20 protein-coding genes are annotated in these 22,740 nt (G+C 35.2%); 10 read left to right on the plus strand and 10 right to left on the minus strand.

Annotation, left to right across the window (positions count from 1 at the left end):
- Nucleotides 1-56: 56 nt before the first annotated feature.
- The gene (locus V4538_04935; protein MES2380364.1) at nucleotides 57-2,600 is read left to right on the plus strand and encodes a DUF2339 domain-containing protein; all 2,544 of its coding nucleotides are present in this window, start codon (nucleotides 57-59) and stop codon (nucleotides 2,598-2,600) included.
- Nucleotides 2,584-3,801, plus strand: a complete 1,218-nt coding sequence (locus V4538_04940) for a hypothetical protein (protein MES2380365.1) — start codon at nucleotides 2,584-2,586, stop codon at nucleotides 3,799-3,801. The genes V4538_04935 and V4538_04940 overlap by 17 nt, the downstream gene beginning before the upstream one ends.
- A 30-nt stretch (nucleotides 3,802-3,831) precedes the next feature.
- On the opposite strand, the gene V4538_04945 is transcribed toward V4538_04940, so the two are convergent.
- Genes V4538_04945 through V4538_04955 form a run of 3 tightly spaced genes read right to left on the minus strand, consistent with a single transcriptional unit; the run spans nucleotide 3,832 to nucleotide 6,930 of the window.
- Nucleotides 3,832-4,188, minus strand: coding sequence for a Rieske (2Fe-2S) protein (locus V4538_04945; protein MES2380366.1), 357 nt, complete (start codon nucleotides 4,186-4,188; stop codon nucleotides 3,832-3,834).
- Nucleotides 4,188-5,408 (minus strand): alanine dehydrogenase, encoded by a 1,221-nt coding sequence (locus V4538_04950; protein ID MES2380367.1) that lies wholly within the window; start codon nucleotides 5,406-5,408, stop codon nucleotides 4,188-4,190. The genes V4538_04945 and V4538_04950 overlap by 1 nt, the downstream gene beginning before the upstream one ends.
- A 58-nt stretch (nucleotides 5,409-5,466) precedes the next feature.
- Nucleotides 5,467-6,930 carry an alpha/beta hydrolase-fold protein gene (locus tag V4538_04955; GenBank protein ID MES2380368.1) on the minus strand — a complete coding sequence of 488 codons (1,464 nt, stop codon included), beginning with the start codon at nucleotides 6,928-6,930 and terminating at the stop codon, nucleotides 5,467-5,469.
- Between the two features lie 190 nt (nucleotides 6,931-7,120).
- Here V4538_04955 and cphA point away from each other — a divergent pair, with 190 nt between their 5' ends.
- The gene (cphA, locus tag V4538_04960; GenBank protein ID MES2380369.1) at nucleotides 7,121-9,754 is read left to right on the plus strand and encodes a cyanophycin synthetase; all 2,634 of its coding nucleotides are present in this window, start codon (nucleotides 7,121-7,123) and stop codon (nucleotides 9,752-9,754) included.
- A 64-nt stretch (nucleotides 9,755-9,818) separates the two neighbouring features.
- Here the strand turns inward: cphA and V4538_04965 are convergent, their stop codons facing one another.
- Complete coding sequence (locus tag V4538_04965) at nucleotides 9,819-10,253, minus strand: hypothetical protein (GenBank protein ID MES2380370.1); 435 nt, start codon at nucleotides 10,251-10,253, stop codon at nucleotides 9,819-9,821.
- Between the two features lie 221 nt (nucleotides 10,254-10,474).
- Here V4538_04965 and V4538_04970 point away from each other — a divergent pair, with 221 nt between their 5' ends.
- From V4538_04970 to V4538_04980, 3 genes are all read left to right on the plus strand, one after another.
- A complete protein-coding gene (locus V4538_04970) occupies nucleotides 10,475-11,863 on the plus strand; it encodes a serine hydrolase (GenBank protein MES2380371.1) in 1,389 nt (462 codons plus the stop codon).
- A 152-nt stretch (nucleotides 11,864-12,015) separates the two neighbouring features.
- Nucleotides 12,016-13,860, plus strand: coding sequence for an alpha-amylase family glycosyl hydrolase (locus tag V4538_04975; GenBank protein ID MES2380372.1), 1,845 nt, complete (start codon nucleotides 12,016-12,018; stop codon nucleotides 13,858-13,860).
- Nucleotides 13,861-13,950: 90 nt separating this feature from the next.
- Nucleotides 13,951-14,376: a hypothetical protein gene (locus tag V4538_04980; GenBank protein ID MES2380373.1), complete on the plus strand. Its 426-nt coding sequence runs from the start codon at nucleotides 13,951-13,953 to the stop codon at nucleotides 14,374-14,376.
- 72 nt (nucleotides 14,377-14,448) lie between these two features.
- Here the strand turns inward: V4538_04980 and V4538_04985 are convergent, their stop codons facing one another.
- Nucleotides 14,449-14,769 (minus strand): RNA-binding protein, encoded by a 321-nt coding sequence (locus V4538_04985; protein MES2380374.1) that lies wholly within the window; start codon nucleotides 14,767-14,769, stop codon nucleotides 14,449-14,451.
- 252 nt (nucleotides 14,770-15,021) lie between these two features.
- On the opposite strand from V4538_04985, the gene V4538_04990 reads away from it, so the two are divergent.
- The 3 genes from V4538_04990 to V4538_05000 all read left to right on the plus strand — a co-directional run bounded on the left by V4538_04990 (nucleotide 15,022) and on the right by V4538_05000 (nucleotide 16,927).
- A complete protein-coding gene (locus V4538_04990) occupies nucleotides 15,022-15,447 on the plus strand; it encodes a polymer-forming cytoskeletal protein (protein MES2380375.1) in 426 nt (141 codons plus the stop codon).
- Nucleotides 15,448-15,510: 63 nt separating this feature from the next.
- Nucleotides 15,511-16,227, plus strand: a complete 717-nt coding sequence (locus V4538_04995) for a 16S rRNA (uracil(1498)-N(3))-methyltransferase (protein MES2380376.1) — start codon at nucleotides 15,511-15,513, stop codon at nucleotides 16,225-16,227.
- Nucleotides 16,220-16,927, plus strand: a complete 708-nt coding sequence (locus V4538_05000) for a phosphatase PAP2 family protein (GenBank protein MES2380377.1) — start codon at nucleotides 16,220-16,222, stop codon at nucleotides 16,925-16,927. Before V4538_04995 ends, V4538_05000 begins: the two co-directional genes overlap by 8 nt.
- On the opposite strand, the gene hutH is transcribed toward V4538_05000, so the two are convergent.
- The 4 genes from hutH to V4538_05020 form a co-directional block, all read right to left on the minus strand.
- Nucleotides 16,918-18,411 carry a histidine ammonia-lyase gene (gene hutH / locus V4538_05005; protein ID MES2380378.1) on the minus strand — a complete coding sequence of 498 codons (1,494 nt, stop codon included), beginning with the start codon at nucleotides 18,409-18,411 and terminating at the stop codon, nucleotides 16,918-16,920. The two genes, V4538_05000 and hutH, sit on opposite strands and share 10 nt — an antisense overlap.
- Nucleotides 18,412-18,603: 192 nt before the next feature.
- The gene (locus tag V4538_05010; protein MES2380379.1) at nucleotides 18,604-19,140 is read right to left on the minus strand and encodes an ankyrin repeat domain-containing protein; all 537 of its coding nucleotides are present in this window, start codon (nucleotides 19,138-19,140) and stop codon (nucleotides 18,604-18,606) included.
- Between the two features lie 12 nt (nucleotides 19,141-19,152).
- Entirely contained in the window at nucleotides 19,153-20,661 is a 1,509-nt protein-coding gene (locus tag V4538_05015; protein MES2380380.1) for a catalase, read from the minus strand.
- A 5-nt stretch (nucleotides 20,662-20,666) separates the two neighbouring features.
- The gene (locus tag V4538_05020) at nucleotides 20,667-21,152 is read right to left on the minus strand and encodes a Dps family protein (protein MES2380381.1); all 486 of its coding nucleotides are present in this window, start codon (nucleotides 21,150-21,152) and stop codon (nucleotides 20,667-20,669) included.
- Between the two features lie 126 nt (nucleotides 21,153-21,278).
- Between V4538_05020 and V4538_05025 the strand changes: the two genes are divergently transcribed.
- On the plus strand, nucleotides 21,279-22,214 hold the full coding sequence (locus V4538_05025; GenBank protein ID MES2380382.1) for a hydrogen peroxide-inducible genes activator: 936 nt from the start codon (nucleotides 21,279-21,281) through the stop codon (nucleotides 22,212-22,214).
- Here V4538_05025 and V4538_05030 read toward each other — a convergent pair.
- Complete coding sequence (locus tag V4538_05030; protein MES2380383.1) at nucleotides 22,211-22,675, minus strand: hypothetical protein; 465 nt, start codon at nucleotides 22,673-22,675, stop codon at nucleotides 22,211-22,213. The two genes, V4538_05025 and V4538_05030, sit on opposite strands and share 4 nt — an antisense overlap.
- Nucleotides 22,676-22,740 lie beyond the last annotated feature (65 nt).

Below are 22,740 nucleotides of genomic sequence, written 5' to 3' on the forward strand. Positions count from 1 at the left end.
GGAGCATACAAACTATGTTTATTTTTACTATACTTGTTCATTAAAGTTTACCCCCTATGGAAATATTCTTATTGGTAATTATACTCGGTCTGATTGTTATTTTTTATTTTCAAACCAAGGACAGGTTAGAAAAAATAGAACAAAAACTTTTTGATATACACAATCAAAAAAGCCATGAAGCAGCACCACAAAAAGAGATAGTACAGAAACAGGAAAAAGAGGTAGCAGCACCAATAAATATATTTGAAACGTATAAAAATAGGGAGCCGGATTTAGCGGTAAACAATGCCGCTATTGTTGAAACCAAAGAAGAAATTTTAGAAAAACCGCAAACGTTTGTAGCAGAAATAAATAAATATATAACCGAAAGTGTTAAGCCGATAGAGGAGAAGATAGAAGCTGAGCAGAAGCCTATTAACATGTTTAGCCAGGTAAAAGAAGAGCCTGTAAAAGAAGAAGAAAAATCGTGGTTTGCGGGCATGGTTGAGAATAACGATTTAGAGAAATTTATTGGAGAAAACCTGATAAGCAAAATAGGTATAGCTATATTGGTTTTAGGCATAGCCTTTTTTGTAAAATATGCTATTGACCAAAACTGGATAAACGAAATAGCGCGTGTTGGCATTGGTATTTTGGCAGGTGGTATTATATTAGGTTTTGCCCATAAACTTCGCGAAAATTTTAAAGCATTCAGTACCGTTTTAGTAGCAGGAGGTATCAGTACATTCTACTTTACCATAGGCTTAGCCTTTCAAGAGTATCATTTATTTAGCCAAACAGTAGCCTTTGCCATTATGCTGGTAATAACAGCTTTTAGCGTATTTATTTCCATAGGTTATAATAGGCAGGAGTTGGCTATACTTTCTATTATAGGAGGTTTTGCCACACCATTTATAGTGAGTACAGGAAGTGGAAACTATATAGTTTTATTCTCTTATGTTTTAATACTCGATTTAGGTATGCTCGTATTGGCTTTTGTACGTAAATGGACATTGGTTAATATAATAACTTACGTATTAAGTTTAATACTATACATAGCATGGTTAACAACCAAAGGCCTGCCTAATCATCCGGAGTATTTTAGCAGTGCATTTATATTTGCTACCTTATTTTACTTTGTATTTGTAGCCATGAATATTGCTTACAATATTAAGCACAAGCAGTATTTTAAAAGCATTGATTTTGGCATTTTATTAAGCAACACTTTTGCTTATTACGGTATAGGCATTGCATTGTTCAGTGCTTACAATCCGCAGCTAAAAGGGGCATTTACTTTGGGTCTTGCTTTGAGTAATTGTTTACTGGCCTGGTTTATTGTTAAAAACAGCAAAGCCGATAAAAATTTATTGTACGTACTAATAGGTTTGGCTTTAACATTTATAACCCTGGCTGCACCAATACAGTTAAAAGGAAATTACATTACCCTGTTCTGGGCAGCTGAAGGAGCTTTGTTATTATGGTTATCGCAAAAATCGGGTATGAATATATTTAGGGTAACCTCGGCTATTACCTATGTTTTAGCCTTGCTTAGTCTGATAATAGACTGGAATCAGCAATATGCATTACAATCAACATTACCTATAATCATTAACAAAGGTTTTATAGCCGGCACATTTGTATGTGTAAGCTTATGGATTAATACCATTTTATTGAAAAAAGACAAAGAGCTGGTTTTAGATTTTTATGGAGTAATTTATGAAGCAGCTGTCTATTTAAAAGTGAGTAAATTCCTTTTAGTTGCTTTGGTTTATATAGCCGGTTTGTTAGAAGTAAGTTACCAGTTAAACACAAGATTAAGCCCTCCTGAAGCGGCCTATTTCCTCACCGGAATGTATCATTTTCTGTTTACAAGCATTCTTATATTCTTCATCAATAAACAAATTTCACATGCGTTTGCCAATACCATTAAAACAATCGGTATCATTAATTTAATTATATATGTATGCTACTTTAATAGCCTTCCGTTTAAAGAGCTCGAATACAATTTTTCATGGGAATATATAAATGATGTTTTAACCTTTAACAAAGCAAGCCATTTGGCTTTTGCCTTCCATTACGTTTCGTTGGCTTGCATATTTTACCAGGCATTTATCACCTATGGATTGTTTAAACAAGACATTGAAACCAAAAAAATGTCAAACAAAATATTGTATTGGAGTTCCGTTATAGCGATAACATTTTTAGCCAGTAGCGAAGTAATTTTACATGTGGTTAAAATAAAAATGGTACGGGTTATGCCTACGGCCAAAGATGTAACCGATAGTGCATTTTACGTTAATTTCGATATTTATAACGACCTGATAAAACAAACCGGTAAAGTATTTTTACCGGTGCTATGGGGCGTTTTGTCATTTTTATTTTTATGGTTTGGTATAAAAAACCAGATAAAACACTTACGTATAGCTGCTTTGTATTTATTAGGATTAACCCTAATAAAATTATTTGTATACGATATTAGAGAAGTTTCAGAAGGTGGAAAAATTTTGGCATTCATATTGTTAGGCATTGTGCTACTTGTTATATCATTCATGTATCAAAAAATTAAAGCAATCATTATTAACGATGAACCCAAAGAAATTACCAATGAAGAAAATTTATAGCCTTTTTATTTTATTGGTTTTTATTGTTTCCAGCAGTGCAGCACAGCAATTTACCCATAAGGCATTATTAAATCAAGTAGCCAAAAAAGCCTATTGCAAAATACATGTACCCAATAGTTTACGCCAGTTTGCCGGGCCCGATTTATACGATGTAAGAATATTAGATGAAAAAAACAAACAAGTTCCTTATAAAGTAAGCAAATTTATTACCCAGCTGGCTGTTAACAGCATAGAACCTTTGCAATATGTAAATAACAACAATACCGAGTTTATTATAGAAAAAGGTGATAAGCCAACTTGGAGTCAGGTTGTTTTAAAAATAAAAAACAGTGCCGTTACCAAACAATATACCGTAAGTGGTAGTAACGATAAGAAAAAATGGTTTGCCTTAACCGATACCAGTAACCTTACCCTGTATGTAGACAACCAGGAAGTAGCAGTGAATAAAGTAATTGATTTTCCTTTGGTTGATTATAACTACATAAAGATAAATATAGACAATAGCACCTCAGTTCCATTAAACGTATTATCCATTGGTTACTCAACAAGCGAAGTAATAGCCAATACATTAGATAAAATACAACCTTTTACTTTTACTGTAGCCAATGATAGCATAGCCGATAAAACAACCATACACATTCGTTTTGAACAGGCACAACAAATAGACCAGATGAAACTGTATGTTACCGGTCCCAGCTATTATGTACGCGAAGCCAATTTGTATAAAATAGTAAGCAATAAGTACAAGAATAAAACGGTACAATACAATGGTGCCTTAACAGCATTTCAAATTCGTTCCAAGACCAACTTGATGTACGATGTAAATTTATTTGAAAACGATTTTTACATTGAAATAGCGAATTACGACAATGAACCACTGCAAATTGATTCCATTAATTTTTATCAAAACCCATATTATCTGGCAGCAGAACTTGCTCCCAATAACAACTACACCATTCAGTGTGGCGATAACAACTTAAATACACCCATTTATGATATTGCCAATTTTCATGAGTTAGATGCAAGCATTTTACCGGAAGTATTGGTTGGCGAAACAATAGATTTAAGATTGCCACAAAACCAGATAATAGCTATCAAACCATTTTACGAGCAACAATGGTTTATGTGGGCATGTATTGGTGTTGGCATATTGGCCTTGGGTTTATTTTCGGCCAGCTTGTTAAAAGATGTGAAAAAATAAAACAGCTTTTTTTTCAGGTTTGCACTTTGATTAACCCAATATTTTTCGCCACCATTTAACCGTTAAACCTACGTACACGCCATCATCTTTTAACTGCGTAGGGTAGGTGTCAACGTAATCACCTTGATTGGCTAAACCCTTTCCTGTTCGTGGGTTGTATTTGTAGCGGTGAATAGGGCAAATAACATTTTCGTTTTCATCACATTTACCTGATCCAAGAGGTGCTCCCGCATGCGGACACTTATCATCAATAGCAAAATAACCATCGTGTAAACGAGTTAAGCAAATACGTTTTCCTTCTATGTCAATTGTTCTAACCGTATTGATGGCTTGTGGGTCAGTTCCGTCCAGTTTAAAGTCGTAAACTTTATAAAATTGAATAGCCATTAAATATGTGCTGTTAACAATAAATCCAAATCCTTGTGGTAAATATTTAATCTATTGCCAATATGTTTATCAGTTAAATTACCCCTGTATACATACACACCATTACGTGCGCCTGCATTTTGGTACAAGAAAGTAGCAGTGTCTTTAGTATTGGCTAACTTTAATAATAAAGGCGTAAAAATATTACTTAAAGCATAACTGGCCGTACGGCATACTCTGCTGGTAATATTAGGTACACAGTAATGTATTACATCATGCTTAATAAATGTGGGTTCTTTATGCGAAGTAATTTCACAGGTTTCAAAAATACCGCCTTGGTCCACACTAATATCAATAATAACCGATTTAGGTTTCATTTGACAAACCATTTCTTCCGTTATTATAACAGGGCTTCGTCCATCGTCACCACGCATACAGCCAATAACTACATCTGCTGTTTGCAAAGCCTTTTGAATAATTTTAGGATGCAATAAACTAGTATAAATACTGCTCGATAAGTTGTTTTGAATTCTGCGCAATTTAGCCAATGAGTGGTCAAATACCTTTACACTGGCTCCTTTGCCTAAGGCAGATTTAGCTGCATATTCTCCAACAGTACCAGCCCCAATAATAACTATTTCAGTGGGTGGAATACCCGTTATACCACCTAACATCTCCCCTTTGCCACCTTGCGTAGTACTAAGCAATTCAGAGGCAACAGCTATAGAAGTAATACCCGCAATTTCGCCCATACTTCTTATAATGGGATATAAACCATCACTATCCTTTAAGTTTTCATAAGCCAACGCAGTTAATTTTTTCTGCATCAATTGCTTAATAAAAGAATCACTCTTGCTGGCATGTTGTAACGCTGAAATTAACAAATGCTCATGAGTCAATAATTTTATTTCATCCTCCGTTGGCGGCTCAACTTTTAAAATAACATTGGCTTTAAAAACCTCCTCTTTACTATAACAAATTTTTGCTCCCGCTTCACTAAAATCCTTATCACTGAAATGAGCTTGCTTACCCGCATTCGTTTCAATCCAAACCTCGTTACCATTGCTTACTAAAAGTTGTATAGACGAAGGCGTTAATGGAATTCGTCCTTCTTGTAAAGTAGTTTCTTTAGGAACACCAATGTAAAGTGTATTGTGTGGATTGCGCTTTTCAAGCAATGCTTCTTTAGGTTGTAGTGAGGCCTGTTTTGCTAATTCAGAAAATCCAAAATGTTGGTCCATAAATGAGTTAAGTAATACCTCCAAAAGTATGGAATTTAACTAAAATAACAATAACCTTTTAACGTACTACCAATATTCTGCTGATACTTTTAGTAGATTCTTTGCCCGTAAAAACCACATAATAATTGCCCGGTAGCATACCCGCTAAATCAATCAGGTATTGTTTCCTTTCCTGGTAAGTTACAGTATATTTTCCATATTTATGAAGAGTTGGAGGATTGTTTATTTCCTTTACCATAAGGCCATCATCCGTTAAAATTTTAAAATTTAAAGCATCCGTTTCAACGGTTACATTTCCCTGTGCTGGGTTTGGGTAAATAGTGGCAAATATCAACTCACTTTTACCGGGTCGTTGGTCAAACTTAGTAAGATTTGCTTTATTAGGGTTGTATCCGTCAAAGAGCCATTCATAGGCAGGCCTGAATTGTTTCGACCAAAAAACCTCATTGTGTGAGCCCGTCATTTTAGCTGCTACATTTACCTCCGTATCAAAATAATTGGCACTGTCTTGTAAATAATCAGCAAGCTCTTCACAATCTTTAATATTCACAAGGCTGTCGTTATAAGCATAAGTAATATAAAAGCGTTTGGGTCGAAAACGTTTATTTTTAGCTACAAAGCCAAAAATAGAATCGCGGTTTTCAAATATAGGAGAAAAAAGCCCCACCTTAGAAAAGCCAAAGTGATTATTAAGCCCGATAAACAAAGCCATAGAAGCAAATTTACCTGCCCCTACAATGGCATTGTAGTAATCACTGCGCTTGGTTCTATAAACGGAGTCAACATAAGGCTTGAGTTGAAAATTAATAAAGAGACCAAATTGAAAAGCAGTACCCGTATCGTTAGCAAAAAAACCTTTGTAAAAAGGATTTATTTCTTTGTTGGTGTATTTAGGTAACTCTTCAATGCCAATTACAATACAACCGTTATCACCCTGCTTCTGGAATATACGTAAGGTTTCATCCATGCGCCATTCCTTGTATTGGGCTGTATAGTTGTCAAATAGATTTTGCCCTTGAAAAGCATAAACAACAGGATACCTTTTATCAGGTTGCTGGTAATAATCATTAGGCAGGTAAACATATATTTTGCGTGCATAGCCAAGCATAGATGCATAAAAACTATCACTTAGCATTTCAACATTCCTATTGGCCGAATGTTCCTTTTGTAAATCATTCCAGTTAGCCACATCAATAGTCACCAACGATTTTTTTTGATAAGGATAAACCACCCTGTTCTGAATGCTTTCATAATTAGAGTCAACCTCTATGCTGTTATTAGAAGCACGTGTTACTTTAAAATAAAAAGTATCTTTTAATGGAGGTAAAGCAAGTTGCCATTTATTCTTTATCTTTTTAAATTGAAATAGACTGTCAGTAGCATTCCAGTCGTTTTGTTCGCACACAATACTGTACGTAGCCCCGGCAGGTGTATTGCCCGGTAAGTTATTTAACTGCAATACAATTTGAGCATTTGAAAAATGTAAACTGCAAATAAAAATAAGGGTAAAAATTAGACGCATATTATTTCAATAACACAAACATATTTTTTTTAGTATTAAAATTTTAATTTAAAAATACACGCTATAATAAATACCATTAAAATACCCTTTAATTTCCTATTCATTTCTTTTCTAAAATATTTTTTTATCATTGTTTTAGTCCTTTTTAAAAACAAATAGTATTATTAGCAAAAATTAATTTAACCTCCTCATGAAGATACTCGATATAAAAACAATGCGCGGCCCCAATTATTGGAGCGTTCGCAGACATAAGCTTATTCAAATGCGTTTGGATTTAGAAGACATGGAGCAAAAACCAACCAACAAAATTGAAGGCTTTGGGGAGCGTTTAGAAAAAATGTTTCCAAGCATGTATAGCCACCGTTGTTCCGTTGGTGCACCGGGAGGTTTTTTTAGCAGAGTAAAAGAAGGTACATGGATGGGCCATGTAATAGAGCATATAGCACTTGAAATACAAACACTGGCGGGGATGGAAACAGGCTTTGGTCGTACACGTTCTACCGGAAAAGAAGGAGTGTATAATGTAGTGTTTAGCTACATGGAAGAAAAAGCAGGCGTGTTTGCAGCCCGTGCTGCCGTGCGCATAGCCGAAGCATTAATCAGTGCAAGCGAATACGATTTAGCCAGCGATATACAAGAGTTAAGAGAAATACGCGAAGACGAACGCTTAGGGCCAAGCACTGGTTGTATAGTTGACGAAGCCGTAGCAAGAGGTATTCCATACATACGTTTAAACAGAAACTCATTAGTACAGTTAGGCTATGGTGTAAACCAAAAGAGAATAAGAGCTACTATTGCCAGTACCACAGGTAGTATAGCAGTTGATATAGCTTGCGATAAAGAAGAAACCAAAAATCTTTTAGGTGCAGCAGAAATTCCTGTACCCAAAGGCCGCATAGTATATGGCGAAGAAGGATTACAGGCAGCCATAGAAAGTATAAAATATCCAATAGTTACCAAGCCCGTTGATGGAAACCATGGTAAAGGAGCTACAACCAATATAAACAATTGGGAAGATGCCGTAAAAGGATTAGAAGCCGCTAAAAAATATTCACGCGGAGTAATAGTAGAGAAATTTATAACAGGGTTAGACCACCGTGTTTTAGTAATCAACTACAAATTTGTAGCCGCAGCTATTCGCAAGCCGGCTGCCGTTACAGGCGATGGTAAGCACACCATTGAGGAGTTAATTGACATTACCAACGAAGACCCACGCAGAGGGTATGGCCACGAAAAAACATTAACCAGCATAAAAGTAGATCAGTTTACCCTAGATATTTTAACCAATAAAAATTTAACCCTCGAAAGCGTTTTACCTGCAGGCGAAGAGTTATGGTTAAAACCTACAGCCAACCTCTCAACCGGAGGAACAGCAACCGACATAACAGACCTTGTACATCCCGATAACATATTTATGTGCGAGCGCATAGCACGCATTATAGGTTTAGATATATGCGGAATAGATATTATGGCCGAAACCCTGAGCGAGCCTGTAAGCGAAACAGGAGGAGGCGTTATAGAAGTAAATGCAGCACCGGGCTTCCGTATGCATATTGACCCTGCTTCAGGCTTACCACGTAACATAGCAGAGCCCGTAATAGATATGCTATACCCGATTGGAAGCACCGCCCGTATTCCAATTATAGCCGTAACAGGAACAAATGGAAAAACCACTACTACTCGTTTAATGGCGCACATGGTAAAAACCATGGGACATAAAGTAGGTTATACCACCACCGATGGTGTATATATTCAAAACCAGTTAATGATGAGAGGCGATTGTACAGGCCCTGTAAGTGCAGAGTTTGTATTGAAAGATCCAACCGTTGATTTTGCCGTATTAGAATGTGCAAGAGGAGGTATTTTACGTTCAGGTTTAGGTTTCCATAATTGCGATATAGCCATCGTAACCAATATAGCCGAAGACCATTTAGGCCTTGGCGATATAGATACCATAGAACAGTTAGCCAGGGTAAAAGCAGTAGTGCCCGAAAGCGTTTTACCCGGAGGTTACGCCATATTAAATGCAGACAATGTACATACCGTGGGTATGACCAAAGACCTGCGTTGTAAACATGCATTCTTTAGCATGGATGAAAACAACCCGATTATAAAAGCACATACAGCAGCAGGAGGTTTAGCTGCTATTTACGAAAACGACTATGTAACCATTTGCAAAGGCACTTGGAAAATAAGAGTAGAAAAAGCCATTAACATACCACTTACATTTGGTGGTAAAGCCACTTACAATATAGCCAACGTATTACCCGTAATATTAGCAGGGTTCATCCGCAATTATAAAATAGAAGATATGCGCTTAGCATTAGCTACCTTTATTCCCGGTCCTGCACAAACACCCGGTCGCATGAATATATTCCGTTTTAAAAACTTTGATGTAATGGTTGACTATGCACACAATACTGCCGGTTTTGAAGCCATTTCAGAAATGTTAAGTAAAATAGATGCAACAGAAAAAGTAGGTGTTATAGCAGGTGTGGGTGATAGGAGAGATGAAGATACCATTAACCTGGGTAAAGTAGCCGCTAAAATGTTTGATGAAATAATTATACGTCAGGATAAAAACTTACGAGGTAAAACCGAAGAAGAGATTATTGATTTGATGACGTCCGGTATCAGCCAAATAGATGCCAATAAAAAAGTAACGACCATTAAAAAAGAAAAAGAGGCCATTGAGTACGCCATTAAACATGCTAAAAAAGGTAGCTTTATTACCATTTGCAGCGATGTAGTGCCGGATGCATTAGACCAGATAATGAAACTAAAAGAAGAAGAAGATTTAGGGCATATTGAATTAGGAAAATAAAATATACCATTAACCCTTTAAATTAAAAAGACTAGCTATAATATTATAGCTAGTCTTTATTTTTTTAGTTCCCTTCAAAGTAATAAACATATGTATTACCATCAACAGATTTGCGCAACCACAATTCGGAAGATGCTAACCTTTGAATATTGTATACGTCAGCCGCACCATCTATAGTGATTCTAACATCTTCATCATCATTTTCAAATGCCCATGTTCCACTTTTAACAGTTTTTACAGGAGCACCAAAAAGAGCTCCTTCAATAGTTTGTGTTAAAGTACCACTGTTAAATATGTTATAAATATAAGAAGTACCGTTTAAATCCTGGTTAATTCCATTTTTTTCATATTTAGCCAAGGTCCAGGTATTTGTAAATCTATCCTTCCTTGTTCTAAGCGAAACAATAGGATCATCAGATCCTTTTTTACATGATGGAAGTAAAGTGAGAAGGCCGGTGCATATTAGCAGTGCATAAAGCGTGATTTTAATTGTTTTCATAATTTGGTTGTATTCTTGATTGTAAAATACAATACAAAGGTGCTTTTAGCAGGCCTTTTTAGCTTATATAATAATTTGTTTTTATTGTATAATTATTGTTTTCAAAACATAATTTTTACCGCATAAATGAATATGCTTGTTAATTACCCATGTTTTAACCTTTCATCACAAAATTTTTGATGATATAGCCTTTATAGACAATATTGCTCAAAAAATAAACTATGAAAATAATAAATACTTTACTACTTACCATTGTCACTGGTAGCATTATGGCTCAGGTTCCACAAGTCATTAACGATAAGTTAAACAAAACTTATGATAGCATATGCACCAAGCTTAATATAAAAGGTTCGTCAGCAGCTATACTTATTCCTAATGTGGGTATATGGAAAAGAAATTTTGGCATATCACATACCGGTAAAAGTACCGATACCGAAATGTTGTTTACATTAGGTAGCAATACCAAAACATACACCGCTACCGTTATATTAAAATTACACCAGTTAGGTATGTTAAACATAAACGATACAATAGGAAAATGGTTTAACAATGTAAGCAATGTAAACGGTACTGCTAAAATACAGCAGCTTTTAAACCACACCAGCGGAATAGCCAGTTATACCAACAATAATACCTTTTGGTCAACAGTAAATAATGATTTAGCCAAACCATGGACACCCGAAGAAATACTTCCTTATATTCCTGCTGCATCTTTTGCGCCCGGTGCCAGTTGGGAGTACTCCAACTCTAACTATTTACTAGCAGGTATTATTATTAAACAAGTAACAGGTAAATCATTGTCAGAAGCATACCGCACTTATATTTTCAATCCCTTAAGTTTAGGCAAAACCTTTTTACCTGCAGAAGAAACAACCAATATGGATGTAGCGCATCATTGGAGTACATCAATTGGCAATCCCTATTTAACAGATTGGGAAGGTTTAGGATTAAGTTATGTAGCTATGGATAAAGTGTCGTGGGCAGCAGGAGGATTGTATGCAACTGCAGAAGATAATGTTAAATTTTTCAATGCGCTTTTTAATACCAAAACCATTATTGCCGATAGTATGATTACCAAAATGAAAGTAACCCGTAATATAGGAAATGGGGCAGCTTATGGTTTAGGCATATTTACCTACGCAGGTTTTAACGGACGCACTGTATACAGCCATGGAGGTAGCAATCTAGGAGGCGTTAATGAAAACCTGTACGATCCCGTTAATTCAGTGTCCATGTCAATATTAACCAATCAGGATAGCATTGATAACGATATGGTTTTAATACCATTACTATACAACTTACATAAAGATTTGATAGCGTTAAAAGTAGGTGTAAACAATATAGAAAATAACATTAGCCAAAACATCAAAATATATCCAAATCCATCGAATGGAAATGTAGCAATAGATATAGACCAGGGTTTAGAGGATGATATAACCATAAGCATAGTTGATATGAGTGGTAAACAGATAATGGACTTAGGTAGTTTTCAAAAACAAAACGCACGACATTTAAAAGTAGATGTAAGTAATTTGCAAAAAGGTATTTACCTAATTACAGGTAAATCAACCAATCATACATTTACCAAAAAACTAATGCTAGTCGATTAGTATAAGTAAGTATTAATACAATGAAAGAGGCTGCCTGCAAAGGGTAGCCTTTTTGCGTTTGGTAAGTTCCCGTTTATAGCAAATACATAGCTATTATTTATTAGTAAAAACATAGCACAATTTTTATATTCGTTTTCATAAAAATAGTTACTATGAAAAAAGTATTGTTTGTTCTTGTCTGTTTAATAAGTAATGTAAGTTGGGCGCAATCGTATAAGCCATTAAACAGAGTTGACCCTCCGTTTTGGTGGAATAATTTAAACAACAAAGAATTGCAATTACAATTGTATGGTAGAGATATAGCTAGTAACTCAGTTAAAATAATCAATCCCAAAGTAAAACTGGTAAGAATAGAAAAGGTTGAGAGCCCTGACTACTTATATGTGTACGTTAATCTGCAACATTGTAACGATACACAGTTTATCATACAGTTTACAAAAGGAACAGAAACTTTCCGTTACCCCTATAAGTTACAAAAACTAAGTAAGGATATAGATAACATAACCCAAGCCGATTTAATCTATTTAGCTATGCCCGATAGGTTTGCCAATGGCGATACCACCAACGATGTAGTGGCGGGTTTAAGAGAAGACAGCTGCAATAGAAATTCATATCATGGACGCCATGGAGGCGATTTGCAAGGAGTAATTACCCATTTAGATTATCTGGACGAATTAGGAGTAACAGCATTATGGTTAAACCCCACTTTAATAAACGATCAGCCTAAATACAGTTACCACGGTTATGCCTTAACCGACCATTACAAAACAGACCCACGCTTTGGTACTAATGCTGACTATAAAAAATTAGGACAAGAATTAAAAAAACGCCATATGAAACTAATTATGGATTTAGTACCTAACCATATTGGCGATAAGCATTGGATGTTTTTAAACATGCCCGAAAAAAGTTTTGTAAACCAATGGCCGGGTTTTACCCGTACCAATTATAGAGCAACAACCCATTTTGATCCCTATGCAAGTACAGCCGAAAAAAAACAAATGGTTGATGGATGGTTTGATAACCAAATGCCCGATATAAACCAACGCAACCCGCGCATAGCAACCTATTTAATGCAAAGCTATTTATGGTGGATTAACTATGCAGGAATAGACGGATTTAGAATAGATACATACAGTTATAACGATTATGAATTTATGAATAAGTGTATGGACTATATAAAAAAAGAATACCCTAACTTTTGGAGCTCAGGTGAAATATGGGAAAGAGGTGTTTTAAGCAATGCTTATTTTACACAACAAACAGCCTATTCAAAATCGCCCAAAAGTAATTTAACCAGTGCCATAGATTTTAACTTGCATTGGGCCATACACGAAGCCTTGCTCGATACACCCGACTGGGATAAAGGAACAGCCCAATTGTACCGCACATTAACCCAGGATGGCTTGTACAATGAGCCACATTTAAACATGACATTTTTAGACAACCATGACCTGAACAGGTTTTATTCAATCATGAAAAATGACATCAGGAAATTTAAGATGGGTATAGGCTTGTTGCTAACATTACGGGGCGTACCAAGTATTTATTATGGAACAGAATTATTGGTAAAAAACCCACAATTACCAAGAACAAACGATGGGCAGGTGCGCATGGATTTTGAAGGAGCATGGCCTGGCGATAAGCAAAATAAGTTTACAGCAGCAGGCCGGACAGAAGAAGAGAATGAAGCATTTAAATATGTGAAAAAATTAGCTAATTGGCGAAAAAATAATGCAGCTATCACACAAGGAAAAACATTGCATTTTGCTCCCAACGATGGAGTATACGTTTACTTCAGGTATACCAATACAAAAGCAGTAATGGTTATTTTAAATAGAAATGTAAAAGCACAACAGGTCAACTTTATCAGGTTTAGCGAAATTTTAAAAAACTATACCAAAGCATACCATATAATAAATGAACAAAGTATTAATTTAAATGAATCACATAGTGTTTTACCCGATACGATAGAGATTATAGAATTAGAAAAATAAATTGTACGTTGGCGTAATTCAATAATGAGATATCTCATGGCATTGGTAATGAAATATTTATAATATTTGTTGAGCCCTAAATACCATTTTATGGATACAGCAATTAAATGCCCCAAATGTGCTACTGACAAAGTTATTAAAAGTGGAATAGTACAAGACCGCCAACGACACAAGTGTAAGAGTTGCGGTTACTTTTTTACTGTAGATAAACTAGGTAAGCGAATAGATAATTACTATGTAACTAAATCCATACAACTTTATTACGAAGGATTAAGTTATAGAGATATAGAACGTTTGTTAGGAGTAAGCCACGTAAGCGTTATGAATTGGGTTAAACAATACGGTGTTGTACGCCCTGATATATTGCAACGCAATCCCGAAGTTGAATTACTAAGCCATGAAGAGTTAATGAAATACATGGAAGCCAAAGATAATTTGAAAGATATGGGCTATGTGCTTTCCGAAGTAGGTGATAAGTTTTTATTAATTAAATGGAATAAACAGAGGCCCAAATAACCATTAGGTTTATAAGCATAAAAAAAGCAGGATTAATTAATCCTGCTTTTTTTTATTCGGTACTTACAAATATTAAAATCTGCGAGGACCTCTGTCGTTGTTGTTACGGTTTCCACCACCAAATCCACCACGACCACCACCAGTATTCTCTGTACGTGGGCGAGCTTCAGTTACGTTAATCACTTTGCCAACATGTTCTGTTTGGTGTAATTTTTCAATAGCATTTTGAGCTTCTGAATCGTTAGACATTTCAACGAATCCAAAACCACGTGAGCGTCCTGTTTCGCGATCTAAAATAACTTTTGCCGAAGTAACTTCTCCATATCCTTCGAATAATTGTTGCAGTTGTTCGCTAGAAACACTGTAATTTAAATTTGCAACGTAAATGTTCATTTAATTAAATATTATATTGTTTTAAAGCCTTGTGGCTTTCTCTTACAAGTGTAATAAATTAATTTTGTATTTTCATACAGTCTCAATTTTTTTTTAATTTTTTTTTGCTTTCAGTAGTAAAATTAAGCATTACGATTGTGTTAAATTTTAATGTGTTATTTTTTGCAGGCTAAAAACTTGTTTCACGCAATAAAAAATATATTTTTGTTTGGTTTGAAATAAACAATTTTTAACCTTAACACACATGTAACAATGGCGATATTTAATGCTAATAAAAACCAAACATTCAATCCGCAGGAAATAAATATTATTAATGCAGGAACGAGTATTGTTGGAAATATAAACTCAGAAGGAGATTTGAGAATAGATGGTTCAGTAAAAGGATCAATAGTGGTAAAGAGTAAATTAGTTATTGGGCCAAGTAGTAAAATTGAAGGTAATATTAAAGCAGCCAATTGCGATATTTCAGGATTAGTAAGTGGCAATATGGAAATAGGCGAATTACTTTCAGTAAAAGCAACCGCCAAAATAGTAGGCGATATTACGTCACAAAAACTAATTATTGAATCAGGAGCTGAGTTTAACGGACGTAGCCAAATGGGTATAAGTAAATCATCAAATGGTGCACAAAAACCTTCCAATCCAATTAATGTAAAACCTGCGGTTGTAGCAGAGTAAACTTATCACACAATATTAAATGCAAAAGAAGACGTATTTCATGCGTCTTTTTTTATATAAACCATGCAATTATTTTTTCATTCCAATTTACAAGATTCAACTATAGAATTACCCGAAGATGAATCAAAACATTGTATAAGAGTACTACGTAAACAGCTGGGTGATATTTTAACATTAATAGATGGCAAAGGAAACGAAGCCCAATGTGAAATTACCAATGCCAATCCTAAAAAATGCATTTTAAAAACAGTACAAATTAAACACCATCCTAAACCAAACAGCAGACACTTACACTTGGTTGTAGCACCAACAAAAAACTTTGACAGAATGGATTGGATGTTGGAAAAATGTACAGAAATTGGTATTGATGAAATAACCTTTATTGAAGCAGAAAATTCAGAAAGAGATAAAATAAATAAAGAACGTAGCGAAAAAATTTTAGTACAGTCCATTAAACAAAGCAAGCAATATTGGTTACCTCAATTAAACAATATTATAAGTTTAAAAGAATTGCTAAGTAAAGAAACCGTACAAACCACAAAATTCATTGCGTGGTGCAAAACAGAAACCACACAAGGTTTAGCCAAACACTTACTACAAAGTAAAGATTATTCAATAATGGTGTTAATTGGCCCCGAAGGCGATTTTACCGATAATGAATTGGCACAATGCGAAGCAAAAGGATTTATACCTGTTTCCTTAGGTAATACTATTTTACGTACAGAAACAGCAGCTATGTATGCTTGTTCAGTTATCAATAGTCAAATAGACAATGCATAAAATTAAATTAGCCATACTACTAAGTTTTGTGCTTGCTAAACAAATTGTTCTAGCCCAAACAGATAGTATAGCTAAACCCCAATTTACTGTTAGTAGTTACATTATTCCTGCAGCTTTAGTGGGTTATGGTTTAGTTTGTTTTGATAACAATGGTTGGCCAAGTAGCAAGCAAGTAGAAACGTGGCGTAATGATAACTTTGCCGGTTTTAAGGATGGAACAGATGATTTTTTAGTTTTTGGTCCGGGTTTATTGTTGTTAAGTTTAGATGCTTGTAAAGTAAAAAGTGCAAGTAATTTCCCTAATCAAGCTGCTATTACAGCCAAAGCAGTTATACTTAGTTTAGGTATAGCCAATATTTTAAAATACAGTACACAAGTAACACGCCCCGATGGCTCAGCCGATAATTCATTTCCGAGCGGGCATTCTGTATTTGCTTTTACCTTAGCAGAAGTATTACATCAGGAATTTAAAAATAAACCCCTTGTTTATATAAGTGGTTATACTATGGCTACAGTGGCTGCAAGCATGCGCATACTCAATAACCGCCATTGGTTTAGCGATGTATTAGTAGGAGCAGGTATAGGTATAGCCGCAACCAAATTGGTGTACAGCACCCATCAATATAAATGGAAAATGAATAAAGGAGGTTTTATGCCCATTATAGGCAGTAACCAAATGGGTTTTGTTTATCAGTTCTGATTGATAAATAAAATGCTCTCTTCAATATCGTTGTGCAGCAATCTGTCCTTAGCCACAAACGAAACCCTTTTTCTATAATCAGCCACAAATGCTTCTACCTGAGCAGAGCTTTTTAAGGGGCGTCTAAACTCAAGTGCCTGGGCAGCATTTAATAATTCAATAGCCAATATACGTTCTAGGTTTTTAACCACACGTAAACACTTCGTAGCCGCATTAGCACCCATACTCACATGGTCTTCTTGTCCATTGCTGCTTACAATGCTATCAACACTGGCAGGCGTACACAATTGTTTATTTTGACTTACAATGCTTGCCGCTGTATATTGAGGAATCATAAAGCCAGAATTAAGACCAGGGTTACTCACTAAAAATGCAGGTAAATTTCTTTGTCCCGAAATTAACTGATACGTTCTGCGTTCACTGATACTGCCTAATTCAGCCAAAGCAATAGCCAGAAAATCCAAATGAATAGCCAAAGTTTGTCCGTGAAAATTGCCACCCGAAATAATTAAATCCTCTTCTACAAACACATTCGGATTGTCCGTAACAGCATTTATCTCCGTATTAAAAACAGTACGAATGTGTTTAATAGCATCCCTGCTGGCACCGTGTACCTGCGGTATACATCTAAAAGCATATTGGTCCTGTACCTGCACTTTAGGTTGTTTACTAATTTCACTACCTTCCAGTATAGCTAAAATAGTTTTAGCCGTTTCAATTTGCCCTTCGTGTGGACGCACTTGGTGAATTAAATGGTGGAAAGGTTCCAATCTGCAATCAAAGCCATCAATAGAAACACAAGCTATTAGATTACCTGCGTTTATTAAATGGTTAGCTTTTAGCAAGCAATAAACACCGTATGCACTCATAAACTGAGTGCCATTAATCAAAGCTAAACCTTCTTTCGATTTTAATTTTATAGGCTGTAAATTATGCTGTTTTAATACAGTACCGGCATCATACATTTCATATTTACCGTTCTCTTCTATCCAAACTTTACCTTCACCTATTAAAGGTAAACTTAAATGAGCCAAGGGAGCTAAATCTCCACTCGCGCCTAATGAACCCAGCTCAAATACCACAGGTAAAATATTGTGGTTGAAAAAATAAATCAACCTTTCAACAGTTTCTAATTGACTGGCCGAATGACCGTATGATAAACTTTGTACTTTAAGCAATAACATCAACTTAACAATATCCTGGGGTACATAATCGCCCGTACCACAGGCATGACTAAGCAATAAATTTACCTGCAATTGCTCTAAATCCTCATTGTTTATTTTAGTGCTGTGTAAGCTGCCAAAACCCGTATTAATACCATAAATAGGTTGTTGGTTATTGGCCATTTTATTATCCAGGTAATCTCTGCAACGTGTAATTTTAGCTTTAGCCGATTGACTTAATTGAATGGTTTTGTTTTGACTAATAATAGCGATAATGTCATCAAAAGTAAGTTGTTCAGTTATTTCAAAAGTACTATGCATATTGGTTGTTCCTGTTTTAAAAGTTAAATGTAATCAGCCGCAATGCTAAGTTGTTTTTCTTTTTTTACAAAAGAATATTATACAAAGTTTTATTCCCCTTAATCTATGTGTTAATGAAGGGATTAGAGAACTGATTTTAACAATTGGTGAGCATAAAAAAAGCCTGTCGATACTATCTGACAGGCTTTTTATTTATTGTAGCAAATGAACCATTTCACTATTGCCCTGGATAAAGGCGTGGTCCAGTGCTGTTTTGTTATTACTGTCCCGCCAATAAGGGTCAGCCTTATTTTTCAATAACAGACGTACAATATCCTGATGCCCGAAAGTAACAGCAAATATAAGCGGGCTGGCATTGTTAAAATTAACCAGGTTAATATTTGCCTTGTGTTTTATGAGTAATTCAGCAATGCCAAAATACCCTTTAAAACAAACACCAATTAAGGCCGTATTGCCCATCATATCCTGTTGGTTTACGTTGGCTCCATTTTCAATTAAAATCTCAACTATTTCCTTTTGGTTATTGTAAGCCGCAATAATCAACGGAGTATATCCTTTGCTGTCTATGGAGTTTATTACCGAACTATCTGTTTTTAACAATTGTTTTAACAAAACAGTATCTCCTTGTCTGCAGGCATAAAATATGCTTTGCGTTTGTATACTTTGCGCTTGAATGGTTTGCATAAATAAAATAATTAAACTGACTAAAAATGTTTTAAGTGTATACATAGTATTAAACAATTAATGCATAAAGTCTTCTTTAGTAAAACCCAATGCTTTCGCTAGTTGCATGCCATAGTCCTTATCAGCCAGGTAAAAATGAGTAATCATTTTCTTTTGTACATCTTTGTTTTTTACCTGACCTAAATCGCCTGCTAAATTGGCAATTAAATTAGCCTGCATTTGTTTGCTGTACGACCTGAATAAAACACCTGCTTGTGCAAAGTCGTTTGTTTTTTCTATTTTTTGTTGCGCAATAAAAGCATTGGTATAAACAGTAGGAGCTACTTTGTACTCAGAGTTGTCATTTATAGTGCCACTACTTACACTGGGTTGGTAATTAACATCAGACTGCACATTCTTATTGGCAAAGTTGCCATCCTGATTATGGTTTGAAGCTTTGCTTTGTTGCGGTGCATTTACAGGTATACGTTGAAAATTAGTGCCCAATCGGTAACGTTGTGTATCAAAGTACGAAAACAAGCGACCTTGCAATAATTTGTCTTCCGAAGCTTCAATACCCGGCACTAAGCTACCCGGAGCAAAAGCCAGTTGTTCTACTTCTTCAAAATAATTATCCGCATTTTTATGTAAAGTCATCGTGCCCACCTTTACCATCGGTATTTTATCTACTGGCCAGTCTTTGGTAGCATCCAACGGGTAAAAATCAAAATTGTTTAAGTCTGCAGCTTTTATCATTTGCACATATAAATCCCATTTAGGTGCATCACCTTTTTGAATAGCATTATATAAATCATTGGTTGCATGTTGGAAGTCCTTGCCTTGTATAGCTTCTGCTTCCTTTACAGTTAAATTCTTTTCACCCTGTAAAGTTTTCCATGCATATTTTACATAAGTAACTTCACCCTTATTGTTTACCCATTTAAAGGCATGTACGCTGCTGCCATCCATATTGCGGTACGAAGCAGGAATACCCTTATCAGAATATAAATAAGTAAACATTTGAGTGGCTTCAGGAATATGTGAGAAAAAATCAAATACCCTGTTAGGGTCTTGCTTATTGGTAACAGGCGAAGGTTTTAAAGCATGTACCATATCAGGAAACTTCATGGCATCGCGTATGAAAAAAACAGATAAATTATTTCCAACAATATCATAGTTTCCATCTTCCGTATAAAATTTAGTAGCAAAACCCCTTGGGTCGCGTAAAGTTTCAGGCGAACCCGTTCCGTGAATAACAGTGGAGAAACGAACTGCTACAGGCGTTGTTTTACCTTTAGCAGAAAATAATTTTGCTTTGGTGAAAGCCGAGAAATCAGCTTCAGAAACAAATTCTCCAAAGGCTCCAGCACCTCTTGCATGTACAACCCTTTCTGGTATACGTTCCCTGTCAAAAGCAGCTAATTTTTCCACCAAATGAATATCTTGTAAAAGAACAGGTCCATTAGGTCCAACAGTTTGTGAGTTTTGGTTATCGCCAACGGGCGCACCGGTGTTAGTTTTCATAGTTTGTGCGTAGTTTGTTAAAGAGGCTGCCATAAGCAGTGCCATCGTAATTAATTTTTTCATATAGTTTATTTAGTTTTAGTCAGAAAAGAGCGGTACATCCATATCAGTTTCTCTTGCTCTCTGATATTATCACTCATCAGGGCATTCGTTCCTTCATCAGTAGCCCTGCCAGCTAAGTCCAATATCTCTCTTTGTAATACAATAATTATTTGCAAAGCATCTACCAACAGTTTAACACATTCCTTTCCATCACTTGTGGTGTCCACTTCCTTTATATCCGCATGTTGTATATACTTTGCATACGTGTGCAATGGTGTTTCGCCCAGCGTTAAAATACGCTCTGCTATATCGTCAATCTTAATTTGAAAATTATTGTATAGCTCCTCAAATTTTAAGTGCAATTCAAAAAACTTCTCGCCTTTTATATTCCAGTGAAAACTGCGGGTGTTCATGTATAAAATTTGATAGTTTGCCAAAAGGGTATTTAGCTTTACAGCTAACTCGTTACTCAATGCCGTATCTAAGCCGATAGATGTTAAGTGATGTTTCATAATGGTGTTGTTTAGTGAAACAAAGATGAAGCGAATAATAAATTCAATCAAATTGATATTTTCTAATACTTAATAGATGTTATCTAATAATAAATATATTTGTAATAACTAAATAATGAACGTAAAATGAATTTACAACAACTGGAGTATATAGTAGCTATTGACAATTACAGACATTTTTTAAAAGCCGCCAATGCATGTAATATAACACAGGCCACTTTAAGTATGATGGTGAAAAAACTGGAAGAAGAATTAAATGCTATTATTTTTGATAGAAGTAAACAACCCGTTGTGCCTACTTTGGTAGGCGAAAAAATAATAGCACAGGCACGCAGAGTTTTAAACGAAGGCAAACAATTGAAAGAAATTGTATTGTCAGAACATGGGCAAATAAGCGGAGATTTAAAAGTAGGTATTATACCAACCATAGCACCTTATTTATTACCCTTGGTTTTAAAAAACATCAGTAAAAAGTATCCAAAACTGAATTTATTTATATACGAGTTTACTACCAACATTATTATAGAAAAACTAAAATCAGGTGAAATAGATGTAGGTATTTTAGCAACACCTTTAGCAGAAAAAACAATTGTAGAAATGCCCTTATACTATGAGCAATATTTTTTATACATTAACAAAAATGAAACACAGTTTGACAAGAAATATGTTTTACCACAACATATAACACTCGATAAATTGTGGCTTTTAGAAGAAGGGCATTGTATGCGCTCACAAATATTTAATTTTTGCGAGTTAAAGAAAGAACAACATTTTCAATCGCAATTTACTTATGAAGCAGGAAGCATTGAAACATTAATGAATTTGGTAGATAGCAACTATGGCGTAACCATTATTCCCGAGTTGGCTTGCTCAAAAATTTCAGCCAAACAAAAAATGCAATTACGTTATTTTAAATCGCCCACTCCGGTACGAGAAGTAAGTTTAGTTACCCACCATCAATACGTAAAGGAAAAGCTGATAAAAGCCTTGAAAGAAATTATTTTAAATAGTGTACCTGAGGAAATGAAAACAAAAGCCAATCAGAATATAATTGCCATTTAATTGTCAATAGGCATTTTCCTGATTCTACGTAAAGGTCCGCTACAGTAGTTCTCGTGGCAGCCAATACAAGCTTGAATCATTAAATTATAATATTTTTTTTGTTCACCTGGGTGTGTAAAAACAGCTTTGTGTGCTGCCTGAAATACTTTGGCATTTTCAAAAAATTGAGGTTCTAATACATCCTTGTCAGTTGGTTCTACCAAATAAAACCGAATGAAAGGAAAACTTAAACTATCTAAACTTTCACCACGTAAAAGTTTAGCTTTCATACTATCAGCATTAGCTGCCATTTGGCGCATCATCAAAGCCATTGGTTTCGGATGGTTAGGATCTTTAATGGTATTTTCTACTTTTAAAGAGTCCTTTGCTGGTTGTTGCTTGCTTTCAGGGCTATTATTACAGGCAGCTATGCCCAAAGCAACAGTAATAACCAATAACAGATAGTATATTGTTTTTTTCATAAATGATAGGATAAAAAATAAGCAGTAAATGAAAATATAAGCCGGGCACTATATCCGGACTTTGT

It is taken from the genome of Bacteroidota bacterium (assembly GCA_040388375.1).
Taxonomy (GTDB): Bacteria; Bacteroidota; Bacteroidia; order UKL13-3; family UKL13-3; genus JAAFJM01.

Excerpts from the sequence above, each read along its gene's own strand:
- V4538_04935 (MES2380364.1), top strand. The coding sequence starts at position 57 with ATGGAAATATTCTTATTGGTAATTATACTCGGTCTGATTGTTATTTTT.
- V4538_04940 (MES2380365.1), top strand. The coding sequence starts at position 2,584 with ATGAAGAAAATTTATAGCCTTTTTATTTTATTGGTTTTTATTGTTTCC.
- V4538_04945 (MES2380366.1), bottom strand. The coding sequence starts at position 4,188 with ATGGCTATTCAATTTTATAAAGTTTACGACTTTAAACTGGACGGAACT.
- V4538_04950 (MES2380367.1), bottom strand. The coding sequence starts at position 5,408 with ATGGACCAACATTTTGGATTTTCTGAATTAGCAAAACAGGCCTCACTA.
- V4538_04955 (MES2380368.1), bottom strand. The coding sequence starts at position 6,930 with ATGCGTCTAATTTTTACCCTTATTTTTATTTGCAGTTTACATTTTTCA.
- cphA (MES2380369.1), top strand. The coding sequence starts at position 7,121 with ATGAAGATACTCGATATAAAAACAATGCGCGGCCCCAATTATTGGAGC.
- V4538_04965 (MES2380370.1), bottom strand. The coding sequence starts at position 10,253 with ATGAAAACAATTAAAATCACGCTTTATGCACTGCTAATATGCACCGGC.
- V4538_04970 (MES2380371.1), top strand. The coding sequence starts at position 10,475 with ATGAAAATAATAAATACTTTACTACTTACCATTGTCACTGGTAGCATT.
- V4538_04975 (MES2380372.1), top strand. The coding sequence starts at position 12,016 with ATGAAAAAAGTATTGTTTGTTCTTGTCTGTTTAATAAGTAATGTAAGT.
- V4538_04980 (MES2380373.1), top strand. The coding sequence starts at position 13,951 with ATGGATACAGCAATTAAATGCCCCAAATGTGCTACTGACAAAGTTATT.
- V4538_04985 (MES2380374.1), bottom strand. The coding sequence starts at position 14,769 with ATGAACATTTACGTTGCAAATTTAAATTACAGTGTTTCTAGCGAACAA.
- V4538_04990 (MES2380375.1), top strand. The coding sequence starts at position 15,022 with ATGGCGATATTTAATGCTAATAAAAACCAAACATTCAATCCGCAGGAA.
- V4538_04995 (MES2380376.1), top strand. The coding sequence starts at position 15,511 with ATGCAATTATTTTTTCATTCCAATTTACAAGATTCAACTATAGAATTA.
- V4538_05000 (MES2380377.1), top strand. The coding sequence starts at position 16,220 with ATGCATAAAATTAAATTAGCCATACTACTAAGTTTTGTGCTTGCTAAA.
- hutH (MES2380378.1), bottom strand. The coding sequence starts at position 18,411 with ATGCATAGTACTTTTGAAATAACTGAACAACTTACTTTTGATGACATT.
- V4538_05010 (MES2380379.1), bottom strand. The coding sequence starts at position 19,140 with ATGTATACACTTAAAACATTTTTAGTCAGTTTAATTATTTTATTTATG.
- V4538_05015 (MES2380380.1), bottom strand. The coding sequence starts at position 20,661 with ATGAAAAAATTAATTACGATGGCACTGCTTATGGCAGCCTCTTTAACA.
- V4538_05020 (MES2380381.1), bottom strand. The coding sequence starts at position 21,152 with ATGAAACATCACTTAACATCTATCGGCTTAGATACGGCATTGAGTAAC.
- V4538_05025 (MES2380382.1), top strand. The coding sequence starts at position 21,279 with ATGAATTTACAACAACTGGAGTATATAGTAGCTATTGACAATTACAGA.
- V4538_05030 (MES2380383.1), bottom strand. The coding sequence starts at position 22,675 with ATGAAAAAAACAATATACTATCTGTTATTGGTTATTACTGTTGCTTTG.